Genomic DNA, 25,991 nt, shown 5'->3' with positions numbered 1-25,991 from the left:
TGGATCCCCTCGTGTCCTCCTCCGCCCGGATCTCGGCCTGCGTCATCGCCTTCCAGGAGGCGGATCGCATCGGCGACTGCCTGCGCAGTCTCGCGTTCTGCGACGAGATCGTCGTCGTCGACTCGGGTTCGACCGACGGCACCCAGGACATCGCGCGCGGGCTCGGCGCGGTCGTCGTCGACCACGCGTGGCCGGGTTTCGGTCCTCAGAAGGACCTCGCCGCCCAGCACGCGTCGCACGACTGGATCCTGCAGCTCGACGCCGACGAGCGCGTCTCGCGCACCCTGCGCCACGAGATCGAAACCTTGCGCGAGGGTGGATTCGCCGAGCACGCCGGGTGGGACATGCCGCGCTGCACGAACTACCTGGGCGCGTGGATCGTGCGCGGCGGCTGGTACCCCGATCGTCAGCTGCGGCTCTACGACCGGCGGCGGGGGAGTTGGAGCGTGGGCCGTGAACCGCACCCGCGCGTCGGAGTGGAGGGCACGGTCGGTCGGTTGTCCGGCGACTTGTTCCACGATACGTACCGCAGCTTCGGTCACCACCTGGCGACGATCGACTCGTACACGACGATCATGGCGCAGGACATGGCCGAGCGCGGCAAGCGTGCCCGAACGCTCGACCTGTTCACCCATCCGCTGGCGCGTTTCGTGCGCTTCTACGTCCTGAAGCGCGGTTTCCTCGACGGCTGGCGCGGCGCGGTGATCGCGATCACCGCGGCCTACTACGCCTTCCTCAAGTACGCGAAGCTCATGGTGCTGCAGGAGGGCCGCGCCACCCAACGACCGCAGGACGCCCAGACCGGGACGTTCGAGGGGATCGACGATCGCACCGCAGTCGGCGCGGACGAGAGCGCGCCGCGGTCCCGAGCGGCGGAGCGCACGCGATGACGCGCGTCCACGTCTCTCGGCTCTCCAGCACCGTCGGGCGCGGTCTCGTCCTGTGCGCCGCGCTGTTGTCGGCGGCCTGCGGAGGCCGCGCGCCCGAACGCCCGACCGACCCTGTGGGCCGGGCCTTCGCGCTCGTCCAGGAAGGTCGCGTGCGCGTCGTCACCGCGGGCTTCGAACCCGACGCACGCGTGCTCGACGCGGCCTGGGAGTCACTCGCGCGCGAGCACGGTCGCCGCGGGCTGATCCTCGAACGGGCCGACCGCGGCGACGTCGGTGCGCCGCGCCAGGTGCTCGCGACGGTGGACAGCGAACTGGGCGAACAGCTCTTGCGCGCGGCCGGTGGAGCGCCACTCGAGGACGGAGGGTTCGAGTACGCGGGGCGCTGGTTCCGCGGCGAACTGGACCTCCTGCGCATCGCCCTGCCCGATCCGGAACGGCCCGGCCTCCCGCTCGGCGCGTGGATCGCGAATCGGCCCGCCGCACTGGCGCGCGCCGCCGCGCTGTGCGAGTTGAACGCCCACGCACGCTTCGAGTGCTACCGCTCCGGCGGCCTGGCACTGTGGGGGCGCGTGACCGCGGACGGGCCGCGCGTCGAGGGCGACGTGGACGCCCTGCAGGACCGCTGGCGACGCATCGCGCTCGGACGGTCGGACGGCGTCGACGGTCCCCTGGCGAGCGATCCCGTCGTGGTCGGAGCGGGCACTGTGGGTGGCGTCGGCGCGGAGTTGCTCGCGGACGACGGCTGGGTCTTCTTCGACCACGGCGGCGACGCGCCCGTCGAAGCGCTGGGCGCGGTGCGCTCGATCTGGTTGGAGCCCATCGCGCGGCGCGTGCACCTTCTGGGCGGTGCGCTGCAGCCGGCGCTCGGCCCGACGTTCGACTGGCTCGACCTCGTGGCGCGCGGCGGCGTCGATCCGCCGGCGCTTGTCGGTCGCGCACACAACGCGAGCGCTGCTGCGAGCGCCGGCGCGGCGCGTGCGGTGCCCGCCGGCGTGTCGATCGAGTTGCCGAGCGAACCCGCCGCGCGTTCGGGCGCCGTCGCGGACGCGTTCCGAGCGGCGGCCGAGCGCTACGGCACGATCGTGTTGCGCTACGACCTGGCACAGGACGTCGCGCCGCACGCAGGAACGGCGCGGACCTGGCGCGCGGCGCACGTCGCTCGCGATCGGGCGCAGGTCCAGGACGCGGTGCGTCACGTGGCCAGTTGGTACGCGGACGTCGACCTCGTCCTGGCTCCGCGGCTGCTCGCGACGCCCAGCACCGGACTGCTCGCGCGTGCGAAGCGCGGCTCCGAAGCCGATCGCTCCCGGTTCGCGGCGGACTGGGCCGCGCACCTCGAGAGTCAGGCGCGGCTCGCGCGCGAGGTCGGTGCGCGTGCACTGCTGTTGGGCTCGAGCCTGCCGACCATCACGCGCACGCAGCTGGGCGAGCACGAACGCGCCGTCGGTGGAGCGCTCGATCCGACCGAAGCGGCGATCCGTGGCGTGCTGGCGGCGGCCTGGAGCGACGGCATCGCGCGTGCGCGCGCCGAGTTCGACGGCGAGCTGTGGTACGCGGCCGGCGACCGCGGCGAACTCGACCGCATCGACTTCCTCGATCGACTCGACGCGGCGGCCTTCGAGCTCCATCCGTCGCTCCTGGATCGCGGCGGTCAGCAGCGCGACGCGGGCTTCGCCAGCGGCCTCGTCTGGTTGCTCGAGCAGGTCCGCGCCGAGATCGGTGACGCACCGCTCGTGATCTTCACCGGCATGCCCGCCGCAGCCGACTCCACGACCGACCCGCGTCTGCCGCGCGGCCCCGTCGACGAGAGCGTGCAGGCCGGCTTCCTCGATGCGCTGATCCGCACGGTCGAAGAGCTCGATCCGCCGCTCGACGGGCTGATCCTCGACGAGTGGGCGATCGAACCGGCGCGGCGCGGGGGACGCGGGTACGACCTGTCGCGCGCCGCGCTCGGGTCGCGACTCGACGAGCTGTTCCAGGCGCTGGACGACGCTCGGTCGGATGGCTGACGCCAACGGTTCGCAGGCGGCGGTGATACCCGTGTCGATCCTCGAGCGACCGGTCACGGCCGTGAAGGGCATCGGCTCGGTGCGCGCGCGACTGCTCGCGCGGTTGGGCGTGACGACGATCGGCGAGCTGATCGCGCTGCAGCCGCGACGCGTCGAGCGCCGCGGACCCGAAGTGGCCCTGCCCGAGCTCCCCGCGCACCTGGGCGGCTTCGTCCACGTGCGCACGCGGGTCGCAGGCACGCGCCTGGTGCGGCGCGGCGGACGCTCGATCCTGCGCGTCTCGCTCGTCGCGCTCGACGGTCCGGGGCGCACCGAGGCGGTCTACTTCAACCAGGCCTACCTGCGCGATCGCTTCGAGGACGGACGCGAACTGCACCTGTACGGACGGGTGGTGAAGACGCCGCAGCTCGGGCTCGTCGCTCCGCGCGTCGTGCGCGACGACGATCCGCCGCCGGGAGCGCTCGAGCTGATCTATCCCCTGACCGAGGGGCTCGGGCGCACGCAGCTGCGCGGCTTCGTCGACGCGGCACTCGAGCTCGCGCGGCCCGAACTGGTCGAGCACCTGGAGGCCGAGACTCTCGAGCGCCTGGAACTGCCCGACCTGCCGACCGCGTACCTCGAGACGCACCGCCCGTCGTCCGTCGAGCTCCTGAAGAACGGTCTGCGCCGGCTGCGACTCGAGTCGGCGCTCGAGGTCCAGGCGCGCCTGGCCGGACAGAGGCGCGCGCGAGCGGACGGCGACGCGCCGCGTCTCGGATGCGACGACGGCCTGCGCGAGCGGATCCTCGCGCAGCTTCCGTTCGAGCCGACGGCCGCGCAGCGCCGCGTGTTCGCAGAACTCGAGCACGACCTCGCGCGGTCCGCTCCGATGCGCCGGCTGTTGCAGGGCGACGTCGGATCGGGGAAGACGGTCTGTGCCCTGTTCGCCGCTGCCCTGGCCGCGAACGGCGGGGCCCAGTGCGCACTGCTGGCGCCGACCGAGGTGCTCGCCGAACAGCACTACGCCACCGAACGCGGACGACTCGCCGGGCTGGGGATCAAGTGCGCACTCCTGACCGGTTCGATGCGCGCCGCGACGCGCCGCAAGGTCCTCGAGCACCTCGCGTCGGGCCAGTTGGCCTGCGTCTTCGGCACGCACACGCTCTTGTCGGACGACGTTCGCTTCGCTCGGCTGGGCGTGGCGATCGTCGACGAGCAGCACCGTTTCGGAGTCCTGCAACGCGAGCGTCTCTTCGCCAAGGGGCGCGACGTGCACCAACTGCTCGTGACCGCCACGCCGATCCCGCGCACGCTGGCCCGCACGCTGTGGGCCGACCTCGACGTGAGCGTCGTCGACGAACTGCCGCCCGGCCGCGCGCCGGCTCGGACCCACGTCCTCGGTCTCGATCAGTTCGAGCGCGTGGCCAAGCACGTGGACGCGCGCCTCGCGCTGGGTGAGCGCGCCTTCTGGATCGCGCCGCGCATCGAGAGTTCGGCAGTCGGTCGCGGCGCCGAGGAGATCGCCGAGGAGTTGGGTCGCACGCCGCTCGGTCGCCACGGCATCGAGCTCGTCCACGGCCGGATCGCGCCCCGCGAACGAGCGCAGCGACTGGATCGCTTCCGGCGCGGTGAGTCGTCGCTCGTGGTCGGCACCACGGTGCTGGAGGTCGGCATCGACGTGCCGGAGGCGACCGCGATCGTCGTCGAGGGCGCCGATCGACTCGGCACCGCGCAGCTGCACCAATTGCGCGGTCGCGTCGGTCGCGGTGGGGGCGAGGCCTGGTGCTTCCTCTTGGCCGGCAGCGACGCGGCGCGCGAACGCATCGGTTGGCTCGATCGCGTGCACGACGGGTTCGAGGTGGCGGAGCGCGACCTCGCGCGGCGCGGCATGGGGGACCTCTTGGGCGAACGGCAGGCGGGGAGCAACAGCGAGGGACTCGGCGACGGCGAGCCCGACCTGGAGCTGTGGCTCGCGGCGCGCGATCTGGTGGCGACGCGTCCCGAACTGGCTCGGCGCTACGCCGCGCGCGTCACTTCGCGGTGATAGCGGATCTCGACGCCGCGACCGTCGGCGCGGACGGCATCGAGGGCAGCGACCGCTTCACGGAAGAGCAGCTCGTGGTCGGTCGGGTCGCCGAAGTGGCGCACGCACACGCCACCGACCAGCAGTTGGTCGGCCGTTCCGCCGTCCTTGGTGAGCACGTTCCCAAGACGCATCCCGAGCAGACGCAGGGCCTGCGGCGTCGTGCTGGGTGCGACGATGGCGAGGACCGTGTCGTCGATCCGAGCGCACATGTCGGAGTTGCGCACGTTGCGGCGCAGCAGCTGTGCCGCTTGCTCCACGTCCATGTCCACCAGCTGGCCGACGTCGACGAGGAGCACGCCCAGGCACATGTGGTCGAAACCTTCGAGTCGCAGACGCACGAGGACGGCGAGGCGTTCGGCGAACTGCTCGCGAGTCGCCAGTTCGTTCGAACTCTCGGCACTCGCACGCACGGCCGGACCGGCGTCGGGGCCGGCGGCTCCCGGGCGGTGAGGCCGCGGCGGATGGTTCGGTGCGATCCCGCGCGACGCCAGCAGCTGGTCGCGCGCCTGCTCGAGACGCACGGCGAACGACGGTCCGTCGGGCGAGCGCTGGCCGAGCGTTCGCGCAGCCTCCTCCACGTGGCCCTCGAGATCGAGCAGGAACGCGTCGACCTCCGCCGGGCCGAGCCCCAGTCGATCGCTGCACACCGCGCGCAGGTGCGACAGCGCGGTCCCCTTGTTCGACTCGACCAGGACGCCGGCCGCGGACTCGCCGATGTGGGTGAACAGCACGAGGTCGCGGACGTCGGCGTTCTCGATGTCCTCCGAGTTGCGCAGGTCGGGCGCCAGCTCGATCACGTGTGGGATCGGATCCGGGAGGCCCCAGCTGCGCAGGACGGCGGCGCCGAAGCGACCGTAGTGGAAGCCGAGCAGAGCGTTCTCGATCTCGGCCGACGGCAGCTCGGACTCGCTGCGCCGGACCTTCGCCTGGTCGAGGACGGGCAGGTACGCGTCCTTCAGGCAGCGCGCCATGAGCAGTTGGCCGATGCGCGCCAGCAGTCCGCACAGGAACGCCTCGCTGGTGAGTCCCGACCCGACCCGCCGCGCGATCTCGCGGGCCGCGACCGACGACACCAGGCAGTGCTGCCAGTAGACCGACATCGCGTAGCCCTCGACGGGCTCGTCGGGATCGGACATGCCACCCGTCAGCGACAGGCCGATGCACAGCTGCTTGAGGTTGCGCATCCCCATCAGCATCGCGGCCTGCTCGATCTCGGTGATCTTGAACTGCACGCCGTAGAGGGCCGAGTTCGCCAGGCGCATGAGACGCGACGCGAGCGTCGGATCCTGGCCGATCGCCTGGGCCAGATCCTCGATCCGACTGTTCTCGTCCGACGTCAGCTCGAGCACGCGCACCACCACGGCCGGAGGGCTCGGGAGGTTCTTCGCGCGTCTCAAGGCGCGCGCGACGGCGCGGCTCAGAGTCGGGTCGAGGGACATGGCGGGGCGTGGGGGAGCGGTGCGGCCGCGATCGGGTGGGGTCCGGACGGACCTGGGACGCGGCGCAATCGGAGGTTTCGACAGGAACCGGAGAGGCCTGAGCGCCGATTTCCCGAAACAGCGCGGCATCCGATGGATAGCGCGCCCTCGAGTCCCCCGAGCGGGGCGGCTCCCCGGACGCGCCGACCGCGTATCCTCTTGGGTCGTCCAGTCCCCGACCAGGTCACCATGAGCCCCTCCCGAACACCCTCGACGCGTCCCACCACCACGGGCCTCGCGTCCCTCGCCACCGCTGCGTTCCTGTGGTCCCTCGTTCCCGTGGCCCAGGCCCAGGACGGAGCGACGGGTGCGAGCCAGGCCGACGGGCAGGAGAAGGCGCGTCTGGAAGCCGCCCGCGAGTGGCTCTTGAAGCCGAAGAACGAGGCGCTCGGCACGAGCGAGCTCAGTCGCCTCGAACAGGCGCGGCAGGACGTCGAGAAGGACGACAAGGACTCCGGCAAGCGCAAGACGGGCAAGGGCGGCTTGATCCTGCCGCGCTCCAAGCGCGCGGACGGTGCGGCGCCCGCGGCGCAGGGGCCGGTGACGGGCAAGTCGTCGGGAGCGCAGGACGGTGCACCGAAGGCGGACGGGACACAGATCGGCTCCCAGCGCACGCCCGAGGTGGTGCTGGCCGAACTCGCCGCACGCGAACACTTCGCCGCCTCCGAGGCGCGCGGCTACGCGGAAGAACTGCTCGCGTTCGGCGACACGGGTCTGTCCGCCGCGCGACGCGGACTCTCGTCGGACAGCCAACCGGTCCTGCTCTCCTGCGCGCGCGCCGTCCTCCTGACCCAGGACACCGCGGGCATGGGCATCCTGCGCGGGCGCCTGGGGCGCGAACTCCCGGCCGACGCGATCGCGCCGCTGTTGCGCGCCGTGGACGAACTCGCCCCCGAGTCGATGACGTCGAACGAGATGGTCGCACTCCTCGACCACCCGCAGAACGCGATGCGCAGCGCGGTCGAGCGCCTGCTCGCCGAGCGGATCACGGCCGACGACGTGCCGCTGCTCGTTCGCGCACTGTCCGCCGAGCGCACCGACACGCGCCTGCGCGCGCTCGAGCTCGTGACCCAGCTCTCCGGCGACCGCGTGCTCGAACTGTTGTTCGCACGCCTCGACGACTCCCGCCCGCAGGTGGCGCAGCGCGCGGCCCAGTTGCTCGCCGCGCGCCCGGAGCCCGACCTCGGTGGGCGACTGCTCGCCCTCGCCTTCGAGACGCCGGCGCTCTTCCGTCAGCAGTCCTACGCCCTGCTCGCGATCGTCGAGCGCGAGGACCTGCGCGGCGAGACGATCATCACGCCCGACCGCGTCGACGTCCTGGTCCAGAACCTGGCGTCGGTCTCGCCCCTCGCGCGGGGCGCCGCCGCCGTCGCCCTCGCGGGCATCGGCTACCGCGACACGACCAGTGCCCAGGACGAGTGGTACCGCCTGCAGGTGCCGCACGAGCTGGTGTCGATCGTCGCGGGTGCGGAGTACCACAAGGACTTCGCGGCGCTGCAGCAGCCGGCGCTCCACCGCCTCGAGCGCATCACCGGTCGCACCCTCGGCAACGACGGGCCGGCCTGGCAGTCGTGGTGGATCAACGCCTCGTCGACGTTCTCGCCCCGGCGCGCCGTGCTTCCCGGCGGGGCGGCGGCCGTCGAGAGTCTGCGCCTGACCTGGATCGACCCCCAGGGTCAGCGCGTCGCGCTCGCGGCGTCGCGCGCGGACATCCCCGTCGGTTCCGACGTGTTGTGGCTCGACGATCTCGACGCGATCGAGCTGGTCGCCACGCTCGAGGGCTCGGGCGTGTTGTCGGCCGAACGTGTTCCCGCTGCGCCGCGCCCGGACGCCAGCGAGCGTCTGACCGTGGCGGTCGGCAAGGCCGAGAAGAGTTTCACGTTCCCAGCTGGCGTCCGTCCGCAGTGGTTGCAGGACGTGCTGGGTCAGGTGCGTTCGATCGCCCAGGCGAACTCGTGGCAGCTACTCGTCGATCCGAGCGTTCCCGGAGCGCGTCGCGGCCTGTTCGCGAACGAGGCCTTGTGGTGGCGTCAGGCGCGCGAGGCCGAAGGCGAGCTGGGTGAACGCCGTCGCGACCGACGCGCGGTGGAACTGGCGCTCGAGGCGTTGGTCACGATGGATGCGTCGGCTCGCGGGCCGGTGCTCGAACGACTGATCGAGGCGGCGCACGGTGGCGTGCTCGAAGCCAGTGACGTCGGCGCCCTGCTCGGCATCGTCGAGACGGAGCAGTACCACTCGCCGCGCACCGAGCAGCTCGTCCAGCTCCTGCTCGACGCCGGACGTTCGGGGCGCGGCGGAGCGGTCGATCCCGACTTCGGGCGCGACGTGTTCGACCGCGTCTACGCGCGCTTCCGCGGCGGCGCGCTCGACAGTCTGGCGCGCATCGTCGAGGCCGTCGGTCTCGAGTTCGCGCGCGAACTCGCCGTCGACGGTCGCGCGCTCGCGCGGGCGCTCGCCGCCGGAGTCCTGGCGCGCTCGTCGGCTCCCGAGGACGTCGCGAGTCTGACCCAGCTCTTGTCCGTGGGCGAGGTCGACCTCGTCCAGGAGGCCGCACTGATCGCCGTCGGCAAGAACGATCGCCAGGACCTGCGCGAGCAGGTGTTGGAGCGTGCGGAACGCGCCCCGCAGCGCGTGCGCCAGGCCGCGATCGAAGCGCTCGGTTCGCTGCAGGGCCCCGGCGCCCTCGAGGCGATGGTCGTGTGCTTCGCCGACGGCGACATCGAACTGCAGCGCACCGCGTTGCGCGCCATGGGCGAACTGCGCGCGCCGCAGGCCGCCGATCTGATCGTGAGCATGATCGGCCGCGGGCCCGGATCGCCGCTGTTCGAGACGGCGCGCGAGACCGCGACCAGGATGGGCCCGATCGTGCGCCTGCCGCTGGTCGAGCTGGCGCTCAACGAGCGCTCGGCCGGACGCGCGGAAGCGGCCTTCGTGCTGTCCGAGTTGGGCGCGGCGGAGGCGGTGCCCGCGCTCCTGAGTCTGCTGCAGAAACCGGGGCCGAACGCCGACCGCGCGGCGGAGGAACTCGCCGTCCTGTCCTGCATGGACCTGCGCGCGCGCGAGGACCGGGACCTGGCCTGGACCGCGTGGTGGGACGGCGCCAGCGACCGCGACGCCTTGGCCTGGTTGCGTCAGGCTCAGTTGCGCAACGGACTGCCCGTCGCGCCTCCCGGCAGTCTCGAGGCAGGCGGAACGCGCGACGGTGCTCTCGCTCTCGTGGCGACCGTCGAAGCACCGGCCGGCGTCGTGTCCGAGCGGGCGCGCCGCGAGCTCGAGCGCATCCTCGGGCGCGAGGTCGCGCCGCACCCGGCGGGCGGTGACACCGCTGCCTGGCGCGCCGACATCGTCGCTTCCATCGATCAGCGCTACGACGGCTGAGTCGGCGCGCGCGGAGCGGTCCACAGCCGTCCGCGCCCGCCACCAGCGTTTCGAACGTGGGTCGTACCGAAGCAGAGCCGCGCCGCGCGCGATCGTGGGCCCTGGTGGCTGTGCTCGTCTCGAGCGCGGTCGGCCTGTTGGTCGCCGCGGGCGTGTTCGAATCGCCGCGCGACGTGCTGGCCTCGGTGCGCATCCACGCCCTCGCCGAGGACCTGCGCGCGGCGGCGGCCGAGTTCCACATCGATCCGTACCTGGTCGCGGGCATCGTCGACGCCGAGTCGTCGGGACGGGTCGACGTGATCTCCAGCGTCGGAGCCATGGGACTCATGCAGCTGCGCCCCGACACCGCCGCCGAACGCGCGCGACGTCTCGGGATCGAACGCTTCGAGGACTCCGACCTGATCGAGGACCCCGGGCTCAACCTGCGGCTCGGGTGCGCCTACCTGCGCTACCTGTTCGACCGCTTCGGCGAGGACGATCCGCGGCCGGTGCTCGTCGCCTACAACGCCGGTCCGAACAAGGCTGCGCGCTGGTTCACCGAAGCCGGTGGGTTCGAACCGTGGTTGGCCGAGCAGAACGCGCTGGCGCCGGCGCGACCGGGGTCCGTGCGCCACTACTTCGCGAAGGTGCTCGCGTCGGCGCAGCGCTACCGCGAGCGCGGCCTCCTGGAGCCCTGACGGCGACCGGGCGCTCGAGCGCCGCGCGACCTGGATTCGACGCTCCGCGCCACCCGCGCTCGACGGGCCGTGGTGGGATGGAGCGTCCCCGAACCATCGATCTCGAACCATGTTTCCGCGTCTCGTCCGCTCGCTCCACGCCCTCGCCCTGTTCCTGCTCGCGCCCGGGACCCTCTTCGCGTTCCAGAGCGACGCCTGGGACGGGACCGCGCACGATCCGCTCGGCACCGTGACCGTCACGGACGACCTCGTGGTCCAGCAGCGCGAGGACGGAACGGTCGTCGCGTTCGGCGCCTACCGCAAGCGCTGGACGGCACTCGGCGGCCCGGGCTCCTCGGTCGTCGGCCAAGCGGCGAGTCTCGTCGTCGTGCGCGACGGCAGCGACCTCGTGGCGCACTCGGCGGTGCGCGACGCGACGGCGACGCTGTCGCTGCCCGCGGGTGCCGTGGTGGCGTACCAGGCGGTGGGGGACGAAGTGGCGCTGGTCCTGGTCCAGGACGCCGGCGCGACGACGGCCTGGGCGTTCGGCGCGCGCACGGGGACCTGGGTCCCGCAGGTGCTCGCAGGGATCGTCGGAGATCGAGCGGTCGGTGCGACGGTCGCGGGCGTGGGCGCGGGCACCAGCTACCACGGCTTCTCGTCGAACTCCGGCACCTGGTCGACGATCGCGGGCACGTTCGGCGGAGCGGACCTGCGCGCGCGTGGCAACGTCCTGGTCGCCGACCTGCGCGCGACGGGCGGACCGCTGACGCACGTCCTGTCGTTCAGCGGCGTGCGCGCGTGTTGGCACCAGTCGCCGCCGGCCGTTCCGGGGACGCAGCTGGTTCTCCACGACGACGTGGCGTGTCTCGTCACCGAAGCCGGCGGCGTGCTGCGCACCGTGGCCTACTCCGCTCCGCGCGCGCAGTGGATGGCGTCGGCGAAGTCGTACGCGGTCGCGCCCACCGTCGTCGCGACGCGCGGTGTGCTCGGCGTGCTGGACGTGGTGCTGGACGGGGGCGGCGCGCTGGTCGAGGCCTTCGGCGCCGAGAACTCGGCCTGGTCCTCGCCGCCGTCACCGCTGCCAGCGGGAACGTTCGCCGTGGGCGACGACATGCTGGTGGGTTGCGATCCCGCGACCGACCGCTGCGTCGGGTTCAGCGCATTGCGCGCCGGCGGATTCGTGTCGCGCTCGAAGCCCGTCGGTGTCGCGGGCACCTTCCACGTCGGCGCGCACCTCGCGACGGTCGAGATCGAGACCGGTCCGTTCCCCGGGTTCGGCCGCACGCTGCACGCGTTCCTGCCCGGCGCGCGCGCCTTCGCCCCGGCGCGCTCGCTCTCGTTCGGCGCAACCCTGTTCGTCGGTGACAGCGTCGTGCACGTGGTCGACGGGGACGCGCTCGGTCTGGCCCTCGGCACGCGCGGCGGAGCTTGGCGCGCACTCGGGACGACGCTGCCCAACGGGACCGTCGGTTCGACCGTGGCGGTCGGTGGAGCGTTGATCGCGCACCAGAACAGCGCGGGCGCGGTCGAGCTGTTCGACGAGCGCTGCGACGCGTGGAACCCGACCTTCGCGCAGGGCGTGGTCCACACCCAGCTCGCCGCGGGCAACACGGCGTTGGCGACGCCCAACTCCACCGCCGGCGCCCTGCGCGCCTACTCGGCTCTGCGCGGCGAGTGGATCACCGAGCTGGCGGCCAGCGCGCCCGCGGAACTCGGTCAGGTCGGTGCGAACGTCGCCTGCGCCGTCGACGCGGCCGGGACGCTGTGGGCCTTCGGCGCGGCGAACGACGTGCACGTGCGCCGGGCGTGGCCGACCGCGGACGGCGCGCCGGTCACCGGACCCCATCCCTTCGGCGCACCGGCGAGCGGCGGCTGCGTGGACGACGTGCTGCGCGTCCTCGTGCGCGGTCGGGCGAGCGAAGCGACGCTGTTGTTGGTGGCGCCCCATCTCTCCTGCCCGCCCGTGACGGTGGCGCCGATCGCGGGCGAGCTGTGGCTCCCGCTCGCCACCACGCAAGTGCTGACGGTGGTCTGTGTGCACCCGGTGGACAGCGTGCTCGCCCAGTCCTTCGCGCTCGGGACCCTGCCCGTCGGCGTCGCGTTCGAGGCCTGGATCCAAGGTCTGGCGATCGATCTCGTCACGTTCGAGTCGCGCTTCATGGGCCGCCGCGCGGAGTCGGTCACGCTCTTCTGAGAGCGAGCCGGACGGAGCGGGCGCGCAGGGGGTCGCGGCTCGAGCGCGCTGGGGTCCGGAGCACGAAGGGGGGAGCGGGGACCGCGGGAGCGGGTGGTGGGGGACGAGAGGGTCGTGCTCGGGCCGCGAAGTCGCAGGGATTTTCGGCGTGCGATCGGGTGCGGGGCGGCACTGCAACGCATGACCGCGGGCAGACGCCCGTGGACGTGACCCCTCAGCCAAGACCCATCCCATGTCCACCCGATCCACCGCACGCACCCTGGCCACCTGGGCCGCCGGCGCGCTGCTCTCCACCGCACTGCTCCCGGCCACGGCCGCGGCGCAGCTCAGCCCCTCCAACTGCGTCTCCTGGGACCGCATCCCGTACGACACCGCCGGTACGCTCCACGTCGAGGGCTTCCTCGTCGCGCAGGAAGGCGCCGCCGGCGTCGAGGTCTTCTCCGCCGCGGCCCGCAAGTTCACCACCGTCTCGCCCCCCGGCTCGTCCGTGCAGGGCAGCGGCGACTGGTGCCTGTTGATCCGCGAGCCCACGACGATGCGTGCGTACAGCTCGCGTCTGAACAACAGCGCGCCTCTTCCGCCCGGCGTCGCGCCCATCTTCTTCGACAGCAGCGACGACGTGGCCATGGTGGTCGGCATCGACACCAGCGGCGTCTTCACGGCCTGGGGTTACAGCGCCGTGCGCGGCCTGTGGATCCCGCAGCCCCTCGGCGCCCAGATCGGCCCGGGCGACTACGCGATCTCGCGCTTCGTCATCGGCATCCGCGACGGCAACAACTACCACGGCTTCTCGGCACGCACCGGTACCTGGTCGACCTTCGCCGGTCCGACGGGTGCCCAGCTCAAGGCCGACGGCAACACGCTCATCGCCGACTTCGTGCCCGCCGGTGGTGGCAACGTCGCGGCCTTCAGCGGTGTGCGCGGTTGCTGGGCGCTGTCGCCGCAGATGGCGAACCCGTCGCCGCTCTTGCTCGACCACAACACCTGCTACATCCGCGCGAACGTCCTGACGCCCCCGCTGTCCTTCGCGCCCTGCGCCTACAGCGCGTACCGCGGCACCTGGAACACGTCGCCCTTCGTCCAGCCCCAGTTCGGCGTCGCCGAGACGATCTCGGACAACGTGGTCCTGGTCGACAACTCGGCCTTCGGTGTCGGGCTCGACGCGTTCGGCGCAGGTGGAGGCACCTGGTCGGCGCTGCCCGGCCCGTTCCGCCCGCTCGTCGTCGACGAGGACTACGCGATCGCGATCGATCCGTCGGGCAGCGTGCTCGGCTTCAGCGGCGTCTGCACCGGTCCCTGGGTCCCCGAGCCGATCCCGCTGACCTCGATCGGCCCGATCCCGATCGTGCCCCCGGACCACATCGGTGGTGTGGACACCGGCACTTCGCTGCACGTCTTCCTGCCCGCCTACAACTCGTGGGCGCCGCCGCTCGCCAAGACGTTCAACGACGTCGTGCTCGCCGCCGACGCCGTGATCGAACTCGTCACGCCCGGCGGGAGCCGCGCCATCTCGACGCGTTGGGGCAACTGGATCGGCAACCCGCCCGTTTCGCTCGCCACCGCTGGCACCGGCTCGGTCATCGCGCACCAAGGACCCGGCGGCGTCATCGACCTGTTCGACGAACGCTGCGACATGTGGAACGCTCCCACCGGCCTCGGTGGTCCGACCCTGATGACCCCCGGTCGCAACCTGTGCGTCTTCTCGCCGCCCGCCGGCAGCGCTGGCCCCGGCGTCTACGCCTACTCGGTGCAGCGCAAGGACTGGACCTCGCCCGGCCCCATCCCGCTGCCCCTGAACGTCGGACCGATCGCCGACGAGAACGTGGCCGCGCTCGTGGACGCCGGCGGTCTCCTGTGGGCCTACGGTTCGCCGAACGACGGACACACCTACTTCCAGTGGCCGAACGGCACCGAGTACCACGTGTCCGGTCCGACGACGACGGCCTTCTGCAAGCCGGTGCTGTTCGACTACAGCATTCGCGCCACGCCCGGACACCTGTCCTACCTCCTGCTCGGCAGCACGATCCAGTGCCCGCCGATCACTCTGCCTGGCTACCTCGGTGAACTGTGGCTGCCCCTGGTCGGAACCTCGGTGTACGGCTTCGTCGGTGTGCACGACGCGGACTGCATGATCGATCAGAAGATCCCGCTCGCCGCGCCGCTCCTGCCCTGCATCCAGCCCTGGTTCCAGGCGCTGACCATCGATCCGGGAACGTTCACGGTGAGCTTCAGCTGCCGCCGTTCCGACCCGGCCTGGATCTTCTGATCGCGTCCGCGCTGCGCGAGTGGGCAAGCACTCGCGTCGCGCCGGACACGCTTCGGAGCGAACGCGCCCCCGACTCTTCCGCGCGGAAGGGTCGGGGGCGCCGTGCGTCACGGGACGGTGATTCGTAAGAGCATTCGGCCCGAGTTGTGCGGGCGTGCGGCGGGGGAGCCGAGCGTGTTGGACGGCGGTGAGATCGAGGGCGAAACCCAAAATGGAACCGGGCGGTGGGCGCTGCTCGCGGCTTCGTTACCTTCACGCGCCAACCGCGTCCCGTTCCCTTCTCGAGCGATGTTGATCGAAGTCCTCCTTCTCGCCCTCCTGCCCGAACCGACGAACGTCGGCGTCGCGCAGGACGAGCCCCGCCCCAGTGTCTCCAGTAGCGTCTCGCCCAGTGCGGTCATGCTGCGCTATCCCGACGTGTCGCAGGACCGGATCGCGTTCCGCTACGCCGGCGACCTGTGGCTGGTCCCGCGCGAAGGGGGCACGGCGTCGCGGCTCACGTCGGCGGCGGGTGGGGAGGCCTTCCCGAGTTTCAGCCCCGACGGTTCGCGCATCGCCTTCATGGCGAGCTACGACGGCGGCAGCGACCTCTACGTCATGCCGACGGAGGGCGGGATTCCCGAGCGCGTCACCTTCCACCCCGGGCAGGAGATCCTGTGCGACTGGACGCCGGACGGCGAACGCCTCCTGTACTGGTCGACGGAGGCCGCGGGCATGGCGCGCGCGCCGCGGATGATGACGGTCGACGTCGACGGCGGTCAGCCCGAAGCGCTCCCGCCGGCGTACGGCGTGTTCGGCAGCATCGACGAGACCGGCGAGTGGCTGGCCTACACACCGTCCGGTCGCGAGTTCCGCACGTGGAAGCGCTACCAGGGCGGACTCGCCCAGGACGTCTGGCTCTACAACCTCCTGACCGGCGCGTCGCGACGGGTGACCGACTTCCCCGGCACCGACGCGCAGCCGATGTGGCACGGCCGCACGCTGCTGTTCGTGTCCGACCGCGGACCCGACGGCGTCCTCAACCTGTTCTCCTACGACCTCGACACCGAGGCGACCACGCAGCTGACGCAGTTCACCGAGTTCGGCGTCCGCTTCGCGTCGGTCGGGCCGACCGACGTGGTGTTCGAGAACGGTGGTCGCCTGTACCGCTACGACCTGGTCGAGAACGCGCTCGTCGCGGTCGACGTCGTCATCCCCGGCGACCGTCCGAACCTGCGGCCCGAGCGCCTGCAACTGGCCGACGACGTGGCTTCCGCCTCGCCGGGTCCGACCGGTGCGCGCGTCGTGATCGAGGCGCGCGGCGAGCTGTTCGACGCGCCCGCGGACGAGGGCTTCACGCGGGCGTTGACGCGCTCGAGCGGCGTGGCCGAACGCAGTCCCGCCTGGAGTCCCGACGGCGCCTGGATCGCGTACTTCTCGGACCGCACGGGCGAATACGAGCTGACCGTGAAGCGCGCCGACGGCGGTGACTTCGAAGGGGCGAACGAGCACGGGGAGCGCACGCTCTCGAACCTCGGCGCCGGGTTCCGTTCGAACATCACGTGGGCGCCCGACGCGCACAAGCTCGTCTTCACCGACAACGCTGGCCAGCTCTGGTTGGCCACCTGCGACGATTGGGGCAGCGGGGACGTCACGATCGCGACCATCGCCGTCGATCCGGCCGGCAACCCGCTCGGCGCGTCCTGGTCGCCCGGGTCGGACTGGTTGACCTACTCCCACAAGCACCCGGTCACGCGCAACGGCGCCGTCTTCCTGCACGAGTTGGCGACCGGTACCACCACCTGCGTGACCTCGGGAGCGTTCGACGACTCGAGTCCGGCCTTCGGGGCGAACGGCGACTTCCTGTACTACGCCTCGGCCCGTCACTTCACGGGTGCGCTCTACGCCGATCAGGACTCGACCTGGATCTACAACGGGACGCAGGTCCTGATCGCGGTGCCGCTGCGGGCGGACGTGGACGTGCCGCTCGTTCCGACCAACGACGAGGAGCCGATCGAGACCGACGAGGACGCGAGCGACGACGGTGCGGCGGCCGACGATGAGCCGGCCGACGATGCATCCGACGCGGCCGACGACGCGTCCGACGACACGTCCGACGACACGTCCGACGACGACACGTCCGACGACGGCACGTCCGACGACGGCACGTCCGACGACGGCGCCACCGAGGCGGACGACGGCGCTTCCGAAGTCGACGCGGACGACGAGGAGACCGACGAGGCCCTCGTGATCGACGTGGACGGCTTCGAGGCGCGCGGGATCCAGATCCCGATCGATCCGGGTCGCATCAGCGCGCTCGTGGGCACCTCGAAGGGCCTACTCTTCGTCCGCACCACGCCGCGCGGCGTATCGGGTGCTCCGCGCCTCGTGCTGCTCGACACGGAGGAGTGGGAGGAAGCGACCGTCATCGAACGCCTGAGTGGCTTCGACGTGTGCTCGCGCGCCGACAAGCTGCTCCTGATGCGCGGGAACTCGATCGCGATCGTCGATCTCGCGCCCGGTCAGTCGTTCGACGAGACGGTCGACCTCGGCGGCCTGGTCGCGCAGATCGATCCGCGCGCCGAGTGGCGGCAGATGCTGATCGACACCTGGCGCCTGTTCCGCGACTACTTCTACCAGGAGAGCATGCACGGCCTCGACTGGCCCGCGGTGCGCGAGCGCTACCTCGCGGCGTTGTTCGACGCCACGTCGCGCGAGGACCTGGCCTTCCTGACCGGCGAGATGATGGCGGAGCTCAACGTCGGTCACGCCTACAACGGTCGCGTCGCTCCGAGCGGTCCCGCCGCTCCCGACGGGCCCACCGCCGGTCTCCTGGGCGCCGACTTCGCACGGGTCGGCGAGCGCGTGTCCATCGCGCGACTGCTCGCAGGTGGCAGCTACGACACGGACGCGCGCAATCCGCTCGCGCACACCCAGGTCGAGGTGGGCCACCTCCTGCTCGCGGTCGACGGAGTTCCGGTCGACGCCAGCCGTTCGGTGAACGAAGCGCTGCTCGGAACCGCCGGACGCACGACCCAACTGACGTTCGCGAGCGACCCCGGCGACGTCGAAGGTTCGCGCTACGACGTCCTCGTCGAGCCGCTGGCCAGCGAGAGTTCCCTGCGCTACCGGGACTGGGTGCGCCGCAACCGCGAACGCGTGCACGAGCTGTCCGACGGTCGCATCGGCTACGTCCACGTGCCCGACACCGGCGCCAGCGGTCAGAACGAACTCGTGCGGCAGATGCAGGGCGCGATCCACGCTCCGGCGCTGCTCGTCGACGAGCGTTGGAACGGCGGTGGACAGATTCCGACGCGCTTCGTCGAGCTGCTCGATCGTCCGCTCGTGAACCGCTGGGCGGTGAGGCACGGCGAGGACTGGGACTGGCCGCCGGACGGCCACTTCGGACCGAAAGCCATGCTGATCAACGGCTGGGCCGGATCGGGTGGCGACGCGTTCCCGTACTACTTCCGTCAGGCGGGTCTCGGAAAGCTCATCGGCCGCCGCACCTGGGGTGGGCTCGTCGGACTCTCCGGCAATCCCGCGCTGATCGACGGCACGAGTCACTCGATCCCGACCTTCGGCTTCTACGAACTGGACGGGACCTGGGGGATCGAGGGCCACGGCGTCGACCCGGACATCGAGGTGATGGACGATCCGTCGGCGCTCGCGCGCGGTGAGGACCCCCAGCTCGAGGCCGCGGTCGCGCACCTTCTGTCCGAGCTCGAGCGCGCGCCCTTCGTCCCGCCCGCCCGTCCGAAGGGACCGGACCGCGCCGGTTCGGGGGTCGCCGACGAGGATCGCTGAGCCGCGGATCGCCGCTCGGCGCCACACGGTGCCGTGGGTGGAGGTGCCGTGGGCGGCGGAGCGGAAGGCAGCGGAGCGGCGTCGCGCCGATCGGCGGGGCCGGGAGCGTCCGCGCCCGAGCGACCGAACCGCGCGCCGCGCGCCATCCCTGCGACCTCGAAGTCGCTCCGGGGTGGGGCGCGGCGGGCCGAAGTCCTACTCTCGTCGGGGCCGGACCCGACAGCGACGCCCGTGGGGTCCCAACGCCCTGCGGGCGCGCTGCGTAGGACCCGCCGCGTTCGTGCGTTCGGCTCCGCGCCGGGCGCACGGTTGCGTGACCGGATCGCTTCCGCGACGACCGCGCCCCGCGCAGCTCGACCAGCTCGACTTCCGGCGACCTCCCCGAGGAGCGCGCGACCGCGAGCTCGCGCCGTGCACCGGGGCTCGCGGTCGAACCCGTCGCCGCGCTCCCACCCGCCCGTCTTCTCGTCCCTCGCCTCCCGCCCGAGTCGGACCCACGACACGCTTATGGCATCCACCGAAGTTCCCGGAGCCGAACGTCAGCTCGACGTCGACACCGCTTGGCTGCGCGACCTGGTCGACGCGGTCGGCGACGTCCTGGTCGGCCAGCGCGACCTCGTCGAGCACTTGCTGATCGGACTGCTCACCGGCGGCCACGTGCTCCTCGAGGGCGTGCCCGGTCTGGCCAAGTCCCTCGCCGTCTCGACCCTGGCGGAAGCGGTCGACGCGAACTTCGCGCGCGTCCAGTTCACGCCGGACCTGCTTCCGTCCGACCTCGTCGGAACCGAGATCTACCTGCCGCAGTCGGGGACGTTCGAAGTGCGTCGCGGTCCGATCTTCGCGAACTTCGTCCTGGCCGACGAGATCAACCGCGCGCCGGCCAAGGTGCAGTCGGCCCTGCTCGAGGGGATGCAGGAGCGGCAGGTCTCGATCGGCGGCACCACGTTCCCGTTGCCCGCGCCGTTCCTGGTGCTCGCGACGCAGAACCCGGTCGAACAGGAGGGCACCTATCCGCTGCCCGAGGCCCAGCTCGACCGGTTCGCGTTGAAGGTCGTGCTCGACTACCCCGACCAGGAGGAAGAACTCGCGATCCTCGACCGGATGGCGCGCACGTCCGGACCGCCCAAGGCGCGCCGGGTCGCGACGCTCGAACAGCTGCTCGAGGCCCAGCCGCACGTGGACGCCGTGCACCTCGACACCAGGCTCAAGCAGTACGTGGTGCGGCTCGTCCACGCCACGCGCCGTCCGGCGGAGTTCGGACTGGACGAACTCGCTCCGCTGATCCAGTACGGCGCGAGTCCGCGTGCGACGATCACGCTCGTCATGGCGGCACGCGCGAGTGCGTTCCTCGCCGGGCGCGCGTTCGTCACCCCGGGCGACATCAAGCACGTCGCGCCCGCCGTCCTGCGACACCGCGTCCACCCAACGTTCGAGGCCGAGGCCACCGGGACCGACAGCGACGCGATCGTGCGGCGCCTGCTCGAGCGCGTCGAAGTGCCCTAGGGCACACGCTCCGCCCAGCGGCATCGGGCCGGCGCGCCGCCCAGCGGTTCGCCCGCACCGGTCGATCGAACAGCCATGAACGCTCCGCAGACGCACTCCGTGAACGACGAGCTGGAACTCGGCCGCAAGGCTCTGAGTCCGGCGCTGCGTGCACGCATCCGCATGCTCGAGCTGCGGACGAAGCGCCTCGCGTTCGGGGACGTCGGAGGCGCGTACCGCTCGAGCTTCCGCGGTTCGGGCATCGAGTTCGAGGAGGTGCGCCCGTACCAACCGGGTGACGACGTGCGCACGATCGACTGGAAGGTCACGGCGCGCACCGGCGAACCCCAGGTGAAGACGTACACCGAGGAGCGCCAGCTGCGCATGCACCTCGTGGCGGACACGAGTCCCTCGATGGACTTCGGTTCGGGGGAAGCGACGAAGCGCGAGGTGGTGGCCGAAGCCGTCGCACTGCTCGCGGGCGCGGCATCGCTGCAGCGCGACCTGGTCGGCCTCGACCTGTTCTCGGTCGGACGTCAGCGGCACGTGCGCCCCGAGGCCGGCCGCAGTCAGGTGCTGCGCGTGCTCGGCGCCCTGATGGCCGAACCCTCGCGACCCTCCACCGGCCGCGGGCTGCTCGAGACGCTCGAAGCCCTCGAACGGGTGCTCAAGCGCCACGGCGTCCTCGTCGTCCTCTCCGACTTCCGCGGCCTCGACGACGCGCCATGGGTCGACGTGGCGGCGCGCCTCGCCCGGCGCCACGACCTGTTGTTCGTGCGCGTCGTCGATCCCTTCGAGGAACAGCTTCCCGACGTGGGGTGGCTCGCGCTCGACGATCCGGAGAGCGGCCGCCGCGTCGACGTGGACACGAGCAGTGCGGCCGTGCGCGAGGCCTGGGCGGCCGACGCCAGAGCGCGGCGCGCGGCCTTCGCGGCGGCGACGCTCGCGGCGCGGGGGGAGAGCGTGGAGCTGTCCACCGCTCCCAGTGCCGCCGGGGGCGCGACCGATCCGCTCGTCTCCTTCTTCCGCGCGCGAGTGGCGCGTCGGGGGCGCGGCCGATGAGCGGCGCTCTCCTGCGCTCGCTGTCGGCCCTGGTTCTGGCCCTGAGTTTGTGGCCGGGGCCGGTTCTCGGCGCGCCGCTGCTCGCGCCCGCGCATGCGTCCACGACCCCCGCGCCGACAGCGACCGCCGCTCGGCCCGCGCTCGCGACCGTTCCGCAGGACGCCGCCGTCGCCCCCGCGTTCGAAGGGATCCTCGACGTGTGGGTCGAAGCGCCGACGGACGCGGTCGAAGTGGGGCAGCCGTTCGAGCTGTCCGTCGTCTGTCGGCACGGACGGGACGTCGAAGTGCGCGCCGCCGCCGCCGTCGTGCGCGACGTGCTGACCGCCGAGCGCGGTTTCCACGTCTTCGACGTCGTCGCGCTGCCCGACCTGCCCGCCGATGGCGCGCGTGCGAGCGCGACCGGCTTCGCCGACGGCGCGACGTTGGTCACGCGCATCACGTACCGCGTCGCGTCCCTCTCGCTCGAGCCTGCGTCCGTCGAGGGTGGTGGGCTGGTGTGGAACCCCGAGCGGGCGCTGACGGGTCTCGGGGTCGAGTACGCGCCGGCGCTCGCGGACGACGCACCGGCGAACACCGAGCGCACGTTCGAGTTTCGCGTTGCGCGCGCGCTGGACGGCGCGAGCGCGGAGGGGGACGAGCCCGCCCAGGCGCTCGTCACGGTGCGCGGCCTGATCGGCCCCGGTGCGCGCGGTCCGCGTCCGATGCCGGAGCCGCTCACGACCGAGGCCGAGGCGCCGCTGTGGAACCGCGCCGCCTGGATCGGTGGCGGCGCCACGTTCTTGTTCCTCGTGGCGCTGGTGGTCGCACTGCGTGGCAACCGCGTCGCGCGCGCGAGCACCGGTCCGCCCCCCGACCGCGCGACGGTTCTCGAAGGCCTCCTCGAAGGCGTCGCGAGCGGTTCGGTCGAGCTGCGGCAGGCGGCGTTCGACGCCGTCGTCCACGTGCGCGCGGGCTTCGCCGAGCGCGGCGCCTCCGGCGATCGGTCCCTGACCGACGAGGAGTGGCGCGCGACGCTGGGCGAGGACCTGTTCCGCATGGGCGAACAGGTCGATCTCGACCGCTTCCTCGCGCGCGCCGTGGCCGTGCGCTACGCACCGGCTCGCCCGACCCGTTGGGCGATCGAGGAGCTGATCCGCGACGCGCTGACCTTCGAGCGCGCCACGCTCGATTTCGCCGGAGGACCGTCCGGCGACCCCGTGCGCGCGAGCGGAACCGCGACCCGCGACGTCGCGACGAGCCGGGGAGGTGCGGCGTGATCCTCGCTCGGTCCACGTTCGGTGACCTGGTCGGAGCGCTGGAGGAGTTCCTCGAGCCGTTGATCGAGTCGGGCCGCAGCGCCGGATCGCCGGTCCTGCGGGTCTTTGGCGACTACGCCTTCGCGGCGCCGTGGTACCTCGTGATCGCGCCGCTCGCGCTGGCGTTGATGTTCCTGGTCCGGCGCGGACGCGGGGCCGCGCGCACGGGCGGACTGCCCAGCGTCGTGCTGCCGCGCACCCTGCGCCAGCGCTCGGCCTTCGTCGTCCCGCTCGCTCGAGTGGTCGCGGTCGTGCTCTTCGCGGTGGCTCTCGCGCGTCCGCTGCGCACCGACGCGGAGACCGCCGATTCGAGCGAGGGCGTCGACATCCTGCTGATCGTCGACCGCTCCACGTCGATGCAGCTGCGCGACATGGAGGGCGAACTCGGCAGCGGGCGCATGCGGATCGACGTGGTTCGCGAAGTGGCGCTCGACTTCGCGCGGCGCCGCATGACGGACCGCGGCTACGCGCGCGACGCGGTGGGCCTGATGGGTTTCGCCGGCTTCCCCGAGCTGATCTGCCCGTTCACGCTCGACGTGGACGCGCTGACAGGGTTCGAGGACCGGCTCGACATCGTGAACAGCGAAGAGGACGGCACACGCATCGGTGCGGCGCTCACGAAGGGCGTGCAGCTGATGCAGGGCAGCGACGCCAAGTCCAAGGTGATCGTGCTCCTGTCCGACGGCGAGGAGACGCGCGGGCCGGTCATCACCCCGCTGCAGGCGGCCGAGTTCGCCGCGAAAGAGGGTGTGACCGTCTACACGATCCTCGCCGGGCGCTACAAGCTGGCGCAGACCTTCGGGCAGATCATGGCTTCGAGCGAGGAGCTCGATCCGACCGAGATGCGCGCCATCGCCGAACGGGCCGGTGGGACCTTCTACCGCGCACGCGATCGCGAGGAGCTCGAGGGCATCTACGAGCGCATCGAGGAGCTCGAACGCACGCCGCGCGAGACACAGCGCATGGTCGAGGCGTTCGACCTGTACCCGCCGTTCCTGCTCGCCGCGCTGTTGCTCTACGCGCTCGCGTGGTGCCTCGAGTCGACCACGTTCCGACGGACGCTGCCATGAGCGACGAGTTCGAGATTCTGCGCCCCGCGGCGCTCTGGATCGCGGCTTCGGGTCTCGTCGTCGCGGGTCTCGGCGCGCGCGCCGTGCGCCGTCGCAGGGACGCGGTCGCACAGCTCCTGCCGCGCGGGCGGGTCAGCGATGCGACGCTGTGGTCGCCGTCGCGCAGCCGCACCCGTTGGATGCTCGCGGTCCTCGCGCTCGCGCTCGGCGGGTTCGCGCTCGGCGGGCCGACGCTCGGATTCGGTGAACGCCCACAGATCAGGCGCGGCATCGACCTGGTGCTGTGCATCGACACCTCGCGTTCGATGCTGGCGCGCGACGTGAAGCCCACGCGCTTCGAACGGGCCAAGCGCGAGATCGGACAGTTGCTCGGCGAGCTGGGCGAGAACCGCGCGTCGCTCGTGGCGTTCGCGGGCGACGCGCGCCAGATCGCTCCGCTGTCGCGCGACCGGATCGCCCTGCGCCAGTTGCTCGACGCCGTCAGTCTCGACGACGCGCGACTCGGCGGGACCGACCTCGGACGCGCGATCGAGTTCGCACTCGAGCTGTTCGAGGAGCGCAGCGGCAAGCACGAGGCGATCGTCCTGGTCACCGACGGGGAGGACCTGTCGGGCGAGGGCCTCGAGCTCGCCGAACGAGCCGCCGAGCGCGGGATCCGCGTCTTCGTCGTCGGGGTCGGCACGACGCGCGGCGCGAAGATCCCGATCGCCGACGCGCTGGGCGACGAACGCTTCCTGACCGGCCCCGACGGCGAGGAGGTCGTCACGAAGCTCGTCGACGACTCCCTGGAACGACTCGCACTCGCGACCGGTGGTGCGTACTCGAGCACCGAGCGCTCGGGGCGGCCACTGGTCGATCTCTTCCGCGGCCCGATCCAGGACGTCGAGCGACGCGAACTCGAGAGCGGTACGGCGCGCGTTCCGGACGATCGCTACCAGTGGCCCTTGCTCCTCGCGCTGTTGCTCGTGACGATCGAAGGCGCGCTGGGGGAACGGCGCAGCAGAAGGGACGACCAACGATGATCGAACGATTCCGAAGCCTCGCCCGCGCGTTCGTGGGCGCACTCGTCGTGCTCGGCAGCGTGCCGAGCGCGACGGCGTGGACCCGTCCGTTCCAGGACACGGGCGCCGCTGGCGACGAGTCCGGACCGACGGGAGCCCCGGCGGACGGTCAGGCCGGCGAGCAGCTCGGCGACGAGGGCGCGTCGCCCGAGGCGGTTCCCAGTCCTCTGCCGACCGCTGCGGACGGCATCGCGGCGCTCGTCGAACGGCTCGAGTCCGGCGCACCACTCGAGGCGCTCGAACTGGCGCGCTCGTTCGAGGCGCGCTTCGAAGGACTGTCGCCGAACGACGGCGCGCGCTGGTCCGGGCCCGATCGCGCCCTGCTCGACTACGTGGCCGCGCTCGCCGCCGGCCGCGCCGCCGAGGCCGGGTCCACCGTCGAGGAACCGGACCTCGAACGCATCGCGGGGCTCGTGAACGACGCGGCCGATCGCTTCGAACGGGCGCTGGTCGGGGCTGGTCCGGCGCGTGCCGAGCTGCGACTGCGCGCGGCCTACGGCTTGGGCACCGTGCTCGCCGAGGCGGGTGAACGCCAGATCCAGCGCGCCCAGTCGACGGCGATGCTCACGCCGCAGCAGGTGCCCTACGGGCCCGACACGCCCGAGCGCGCCGTGCTCGACGAGGCGGCCGCCACCTTCGAACGCGCGCGCACCGGTCTGCTCGAACGGTTGGAGCTCGACTGGCGCGACGAGGACACGCGCGCGAACCTGGAGTGGGTGCAGCGCCGACTGGCGGAGATCGATGCGGTGCGCGACCGCGCCGACGAGGAGCAGGAGCGACTCGACCAGGAGCAGAAGGATCAGGAAGAGGAGCAGGAACAGAGCGACCAGAAGGACGATCAGGCCGACGACGGCGGTGACCCGCAGGACGGTGACCAGTCCGAGGACGGAAGCCAGCAGGACGGCGACCAGTCCCAGAGCGAGGGTCAGCAGGACGGAGACCAGGACGACGCCGAGCCCCAGGACGGTGAACAGCAGGACGGTGACCAGCAGGACGGTGACGAGCAGAACGCCGATCCGAACGATCCCTCCGACGCGGGCGCCGATCCCTCCGACGCGGACGACGAGTCCGCCGACGAGTCCGCACAGGACGGTGAGCTGGAGGACGGCGAGGTCGAGAGCGGCGGCGACGAGGAAGCACTCGAACCCACCGACGCCGCTGGCACCCCGGTCGACATGACCGACGTGGAGGTCCGGCGCCTGCTGCAACGGCTGGCCGAGATCGAGGCCCAGGGCGAGGCGACCCGTCGCCGGATGGCCGCTACTCAGAGACGGCGCGTCGCGCGCGACTGGTGAT

15 protein-coding genes are annotated in these 25,991 nt (G+C 72.1%); 14 read left to right on the top strand and 1 reads right to left on the bottom strand.

Translation table 11 applies throughout. The features are described 5' to 3' along the window. Window positions 1–11: 11 nt before the first annotated feature. Genes Pla163_RS12720 through Pla163_RS12710 form a run of 3 tightly spaced genes read left to right on the top strand, consistent with a single transcriptional unit; the run spans window position 12 to window position 4,922 of the window. Complete coding sequence (locus Pla163_RS12720; RefSeq protein WP_419185892.1) at window positions 12–890, top strand: glycosyltransferase family 2 protein; 879 nt, start codon at window positions 12–14, stop codon at window positions 888–890. Continuing rightward, a complete protein-coding gene (locus tag Pla163_RS12715) occupies window positions 887–2,899 on the top strand; it encodes a hypothetical protein (RefSeq protein ID WP_145188899.1) in 2,013 nt (670 codons plus the stop codon). The genes Pla163_RS12720 and Pla163_RS12715 overlap by 4 nt, the downstream gene beginning before the upstream one ends. Further along, the gene (locus Pla163_RS12710; protein ID WP_145188896.1) at window positions 2,892–4,922 is read left to right on the top strand and encodes an ATP-dependent DNA helicase RecG; all 2,031 of its coding nucleotides are present in this window, start codon (window positions 2,892–2,894) and stop codon (window positions 4,920–4,922) included. The genes Pla163_RS12715 and Pla163_RS12710 overlap by 8 nt, the downstream gene beginning before the upstream one ends. Here the strand turns inward: Pla163_RS12710 and Pla163_RS12705 are convergent. Continuing rightward, a complete protein-coding gene (locus tag Pla163_RS12705) occupies window positions 4,895–6,403 on the bottom strand; it encodes an HDOD domain-containing protein (protein ID WP_419185891.1) in 1,509 nt (502 codons plus the stop codon). The genes Pla163_RS12710 and Pla163_RS12705 overlap by 28 nt on opposite strands. 228 nt (window positions 6,404–6,631) lie before the next feature. On the opposite strand from Pla163_RS12705, the gene Pla163_RS12700 reads away from it, so the two are divergent. From Pla163_RS12700 to Pla163_RS12650, 11 genes are all read left to right on the top strand, one after another. Next, the gene (locus Pla163_RS12700; RefSeq protein ID WP_145188890.1) at window positions 6,632–9,820 is read left to right on the top strand and encodes a HEAT repeat domain-containing protein; all 3,189 of its coding nucleotides are present in this window, start codon (window positions 6,632–6,634) and stop codon (window positions 9,818–9,820) included. A 104-nt stretch (window positions 9,821–9,924) separates the two neighbouring features. Next, entirely contained in the window at window positions 9,925–10,497 is a 573-nt protein-coding gene (locus tag Pla163_RS12695) for a lytic transglycosylase domain-containing protein (RefSeq protein ID WP_419185890.1), read from the top strand. Window positions 10,498–10,606: 109 nt separating this feature from the next. Then, window positions 10,607–12,673 carry a thioesterase domain-containing protein gene (locus Pla163_RS12690; protein ID WP_145188884.1) on the top strand — a complete coding sequence of 689 codons (2,067 nt, stop codon included), beginning with the start codon at window positions 10,607–10,609 and terminating at the stop codon, window positions 12,671–12,673. Window positions 12,674–12,905: 232 nt separating this feature from the next. Then, window positions 12,906–14,939 carry a hypothetical protein gene (locus Pla163_RS12685; RefSeq protein ID WP_145188881.1) on the top strand — a complete coding sequence of 678 codons (2,034 nt, stop codon included), beginning with the start codon at window positions 12,906–12,908 and terminating at the stop codon, window positions 14,937–14,939. Between the two features lie 288 nt (window positions 14,940–15,227). After that, window positions 15,228–18,725, top strand: coding sequence for a S41 family peptidase (locus Pla163_RS12680; protein ID WP_145188878.1), 3,498 nt, complete (start codon window positions 15,228–15,230; stop codon window positions 18,723–18,725). A gap of 507 nt (window positions 18,726–19,232) precedes the next feature. After that, window positions 19,233–20,228 carry an AAA family ATPase gene (locus tag Pla163_RS12675; RefSeq protein ID WP_145188875.1) on the top strand — a complete coding sequence of 332 codons (996 nt, stop codon included), beginning with the start codon at window positions 19,233–19,235 and terminating at the stop codon, window positions 20,226–20,228. Between the two features lie 75 nt (window positions 20,229–20,303). Then, window positions 20,304–21,269 (top strand): DUF58 domain-containing protein, encoded by a 966-nt coding sequence (locus Pla163_RS12670; protein ID WP_145188872.1) that lies wholly within the window; start codon window positions 20,304–20,306, stop codon window positions 21,267–21,269. Further along, window positions 21,266–22,525: a hypothetical protein gene (locus tag Pla163_RS12665; RefSeq protein WP_145188869.1), complete on the top strand. Its 1,260-nt coding sequence runs from the start codon at window positions 21,266–21,268 to the stop codon at window positions 22,523–22,525. The genes Pla163_RS12670 and Pla163_RS12665 overlap by 4 nt, the downstream gene beginning before the upstream one ends. Further along, window positions 22,522–23,634 (top strand): vWA domain-containing protein, encoded by a 1,113-nt coding sequence (locus tag Pla163_RS12660; protein ID WP_145188866.1) that lies wholly within the window; start codon window positions 22,522–22,524, stop codon window positions 23,632–23,634. The genes Pla163_RS12665 and Pla163_RS12660 overlap by 4 nt, the downstream gene beginning before the upstream one ends. Further along, a complete protein-coding gene (locus tag Pla163_RS12655; RefSeq protein WP_145188863.1) occupies window positions 23,631–24,656 on the top strand; it encodes a VWA domain-containing protein in 1,026 nt (341 codons plus the stop codon). Before Pla163_RS12660 ends, Pla163_RS12655 begins: the two co-directional genes overlap by 4 nt. Then, window positions 24,653–25,990, top strand: a complete 1,338-nt coding sequence (locus Pla163_RS12650) for a hypothetical protein (protein WP_145188860.1) — start codon at window positions 24,653–24,655, stop codon at window positions 25,988–25,990. Before Pla163_RS12655 ends, Pla163_RS12650 begins: the two co-directional genes overlap by 4 nt. Window position 25,991 lies beyond the last annotated feature (1 nt).

The sequence above is a fragment of the Rohdeia mirabilis genome, from assembly GCA_007750655.1.
Taxonomy (GTDB): domain Bacteria; phylum Planctomycetota; class UBA1135; order UBA1135.
This window is presented reverse-complemented; position numbering and strand designations above follow the sequence as displayed.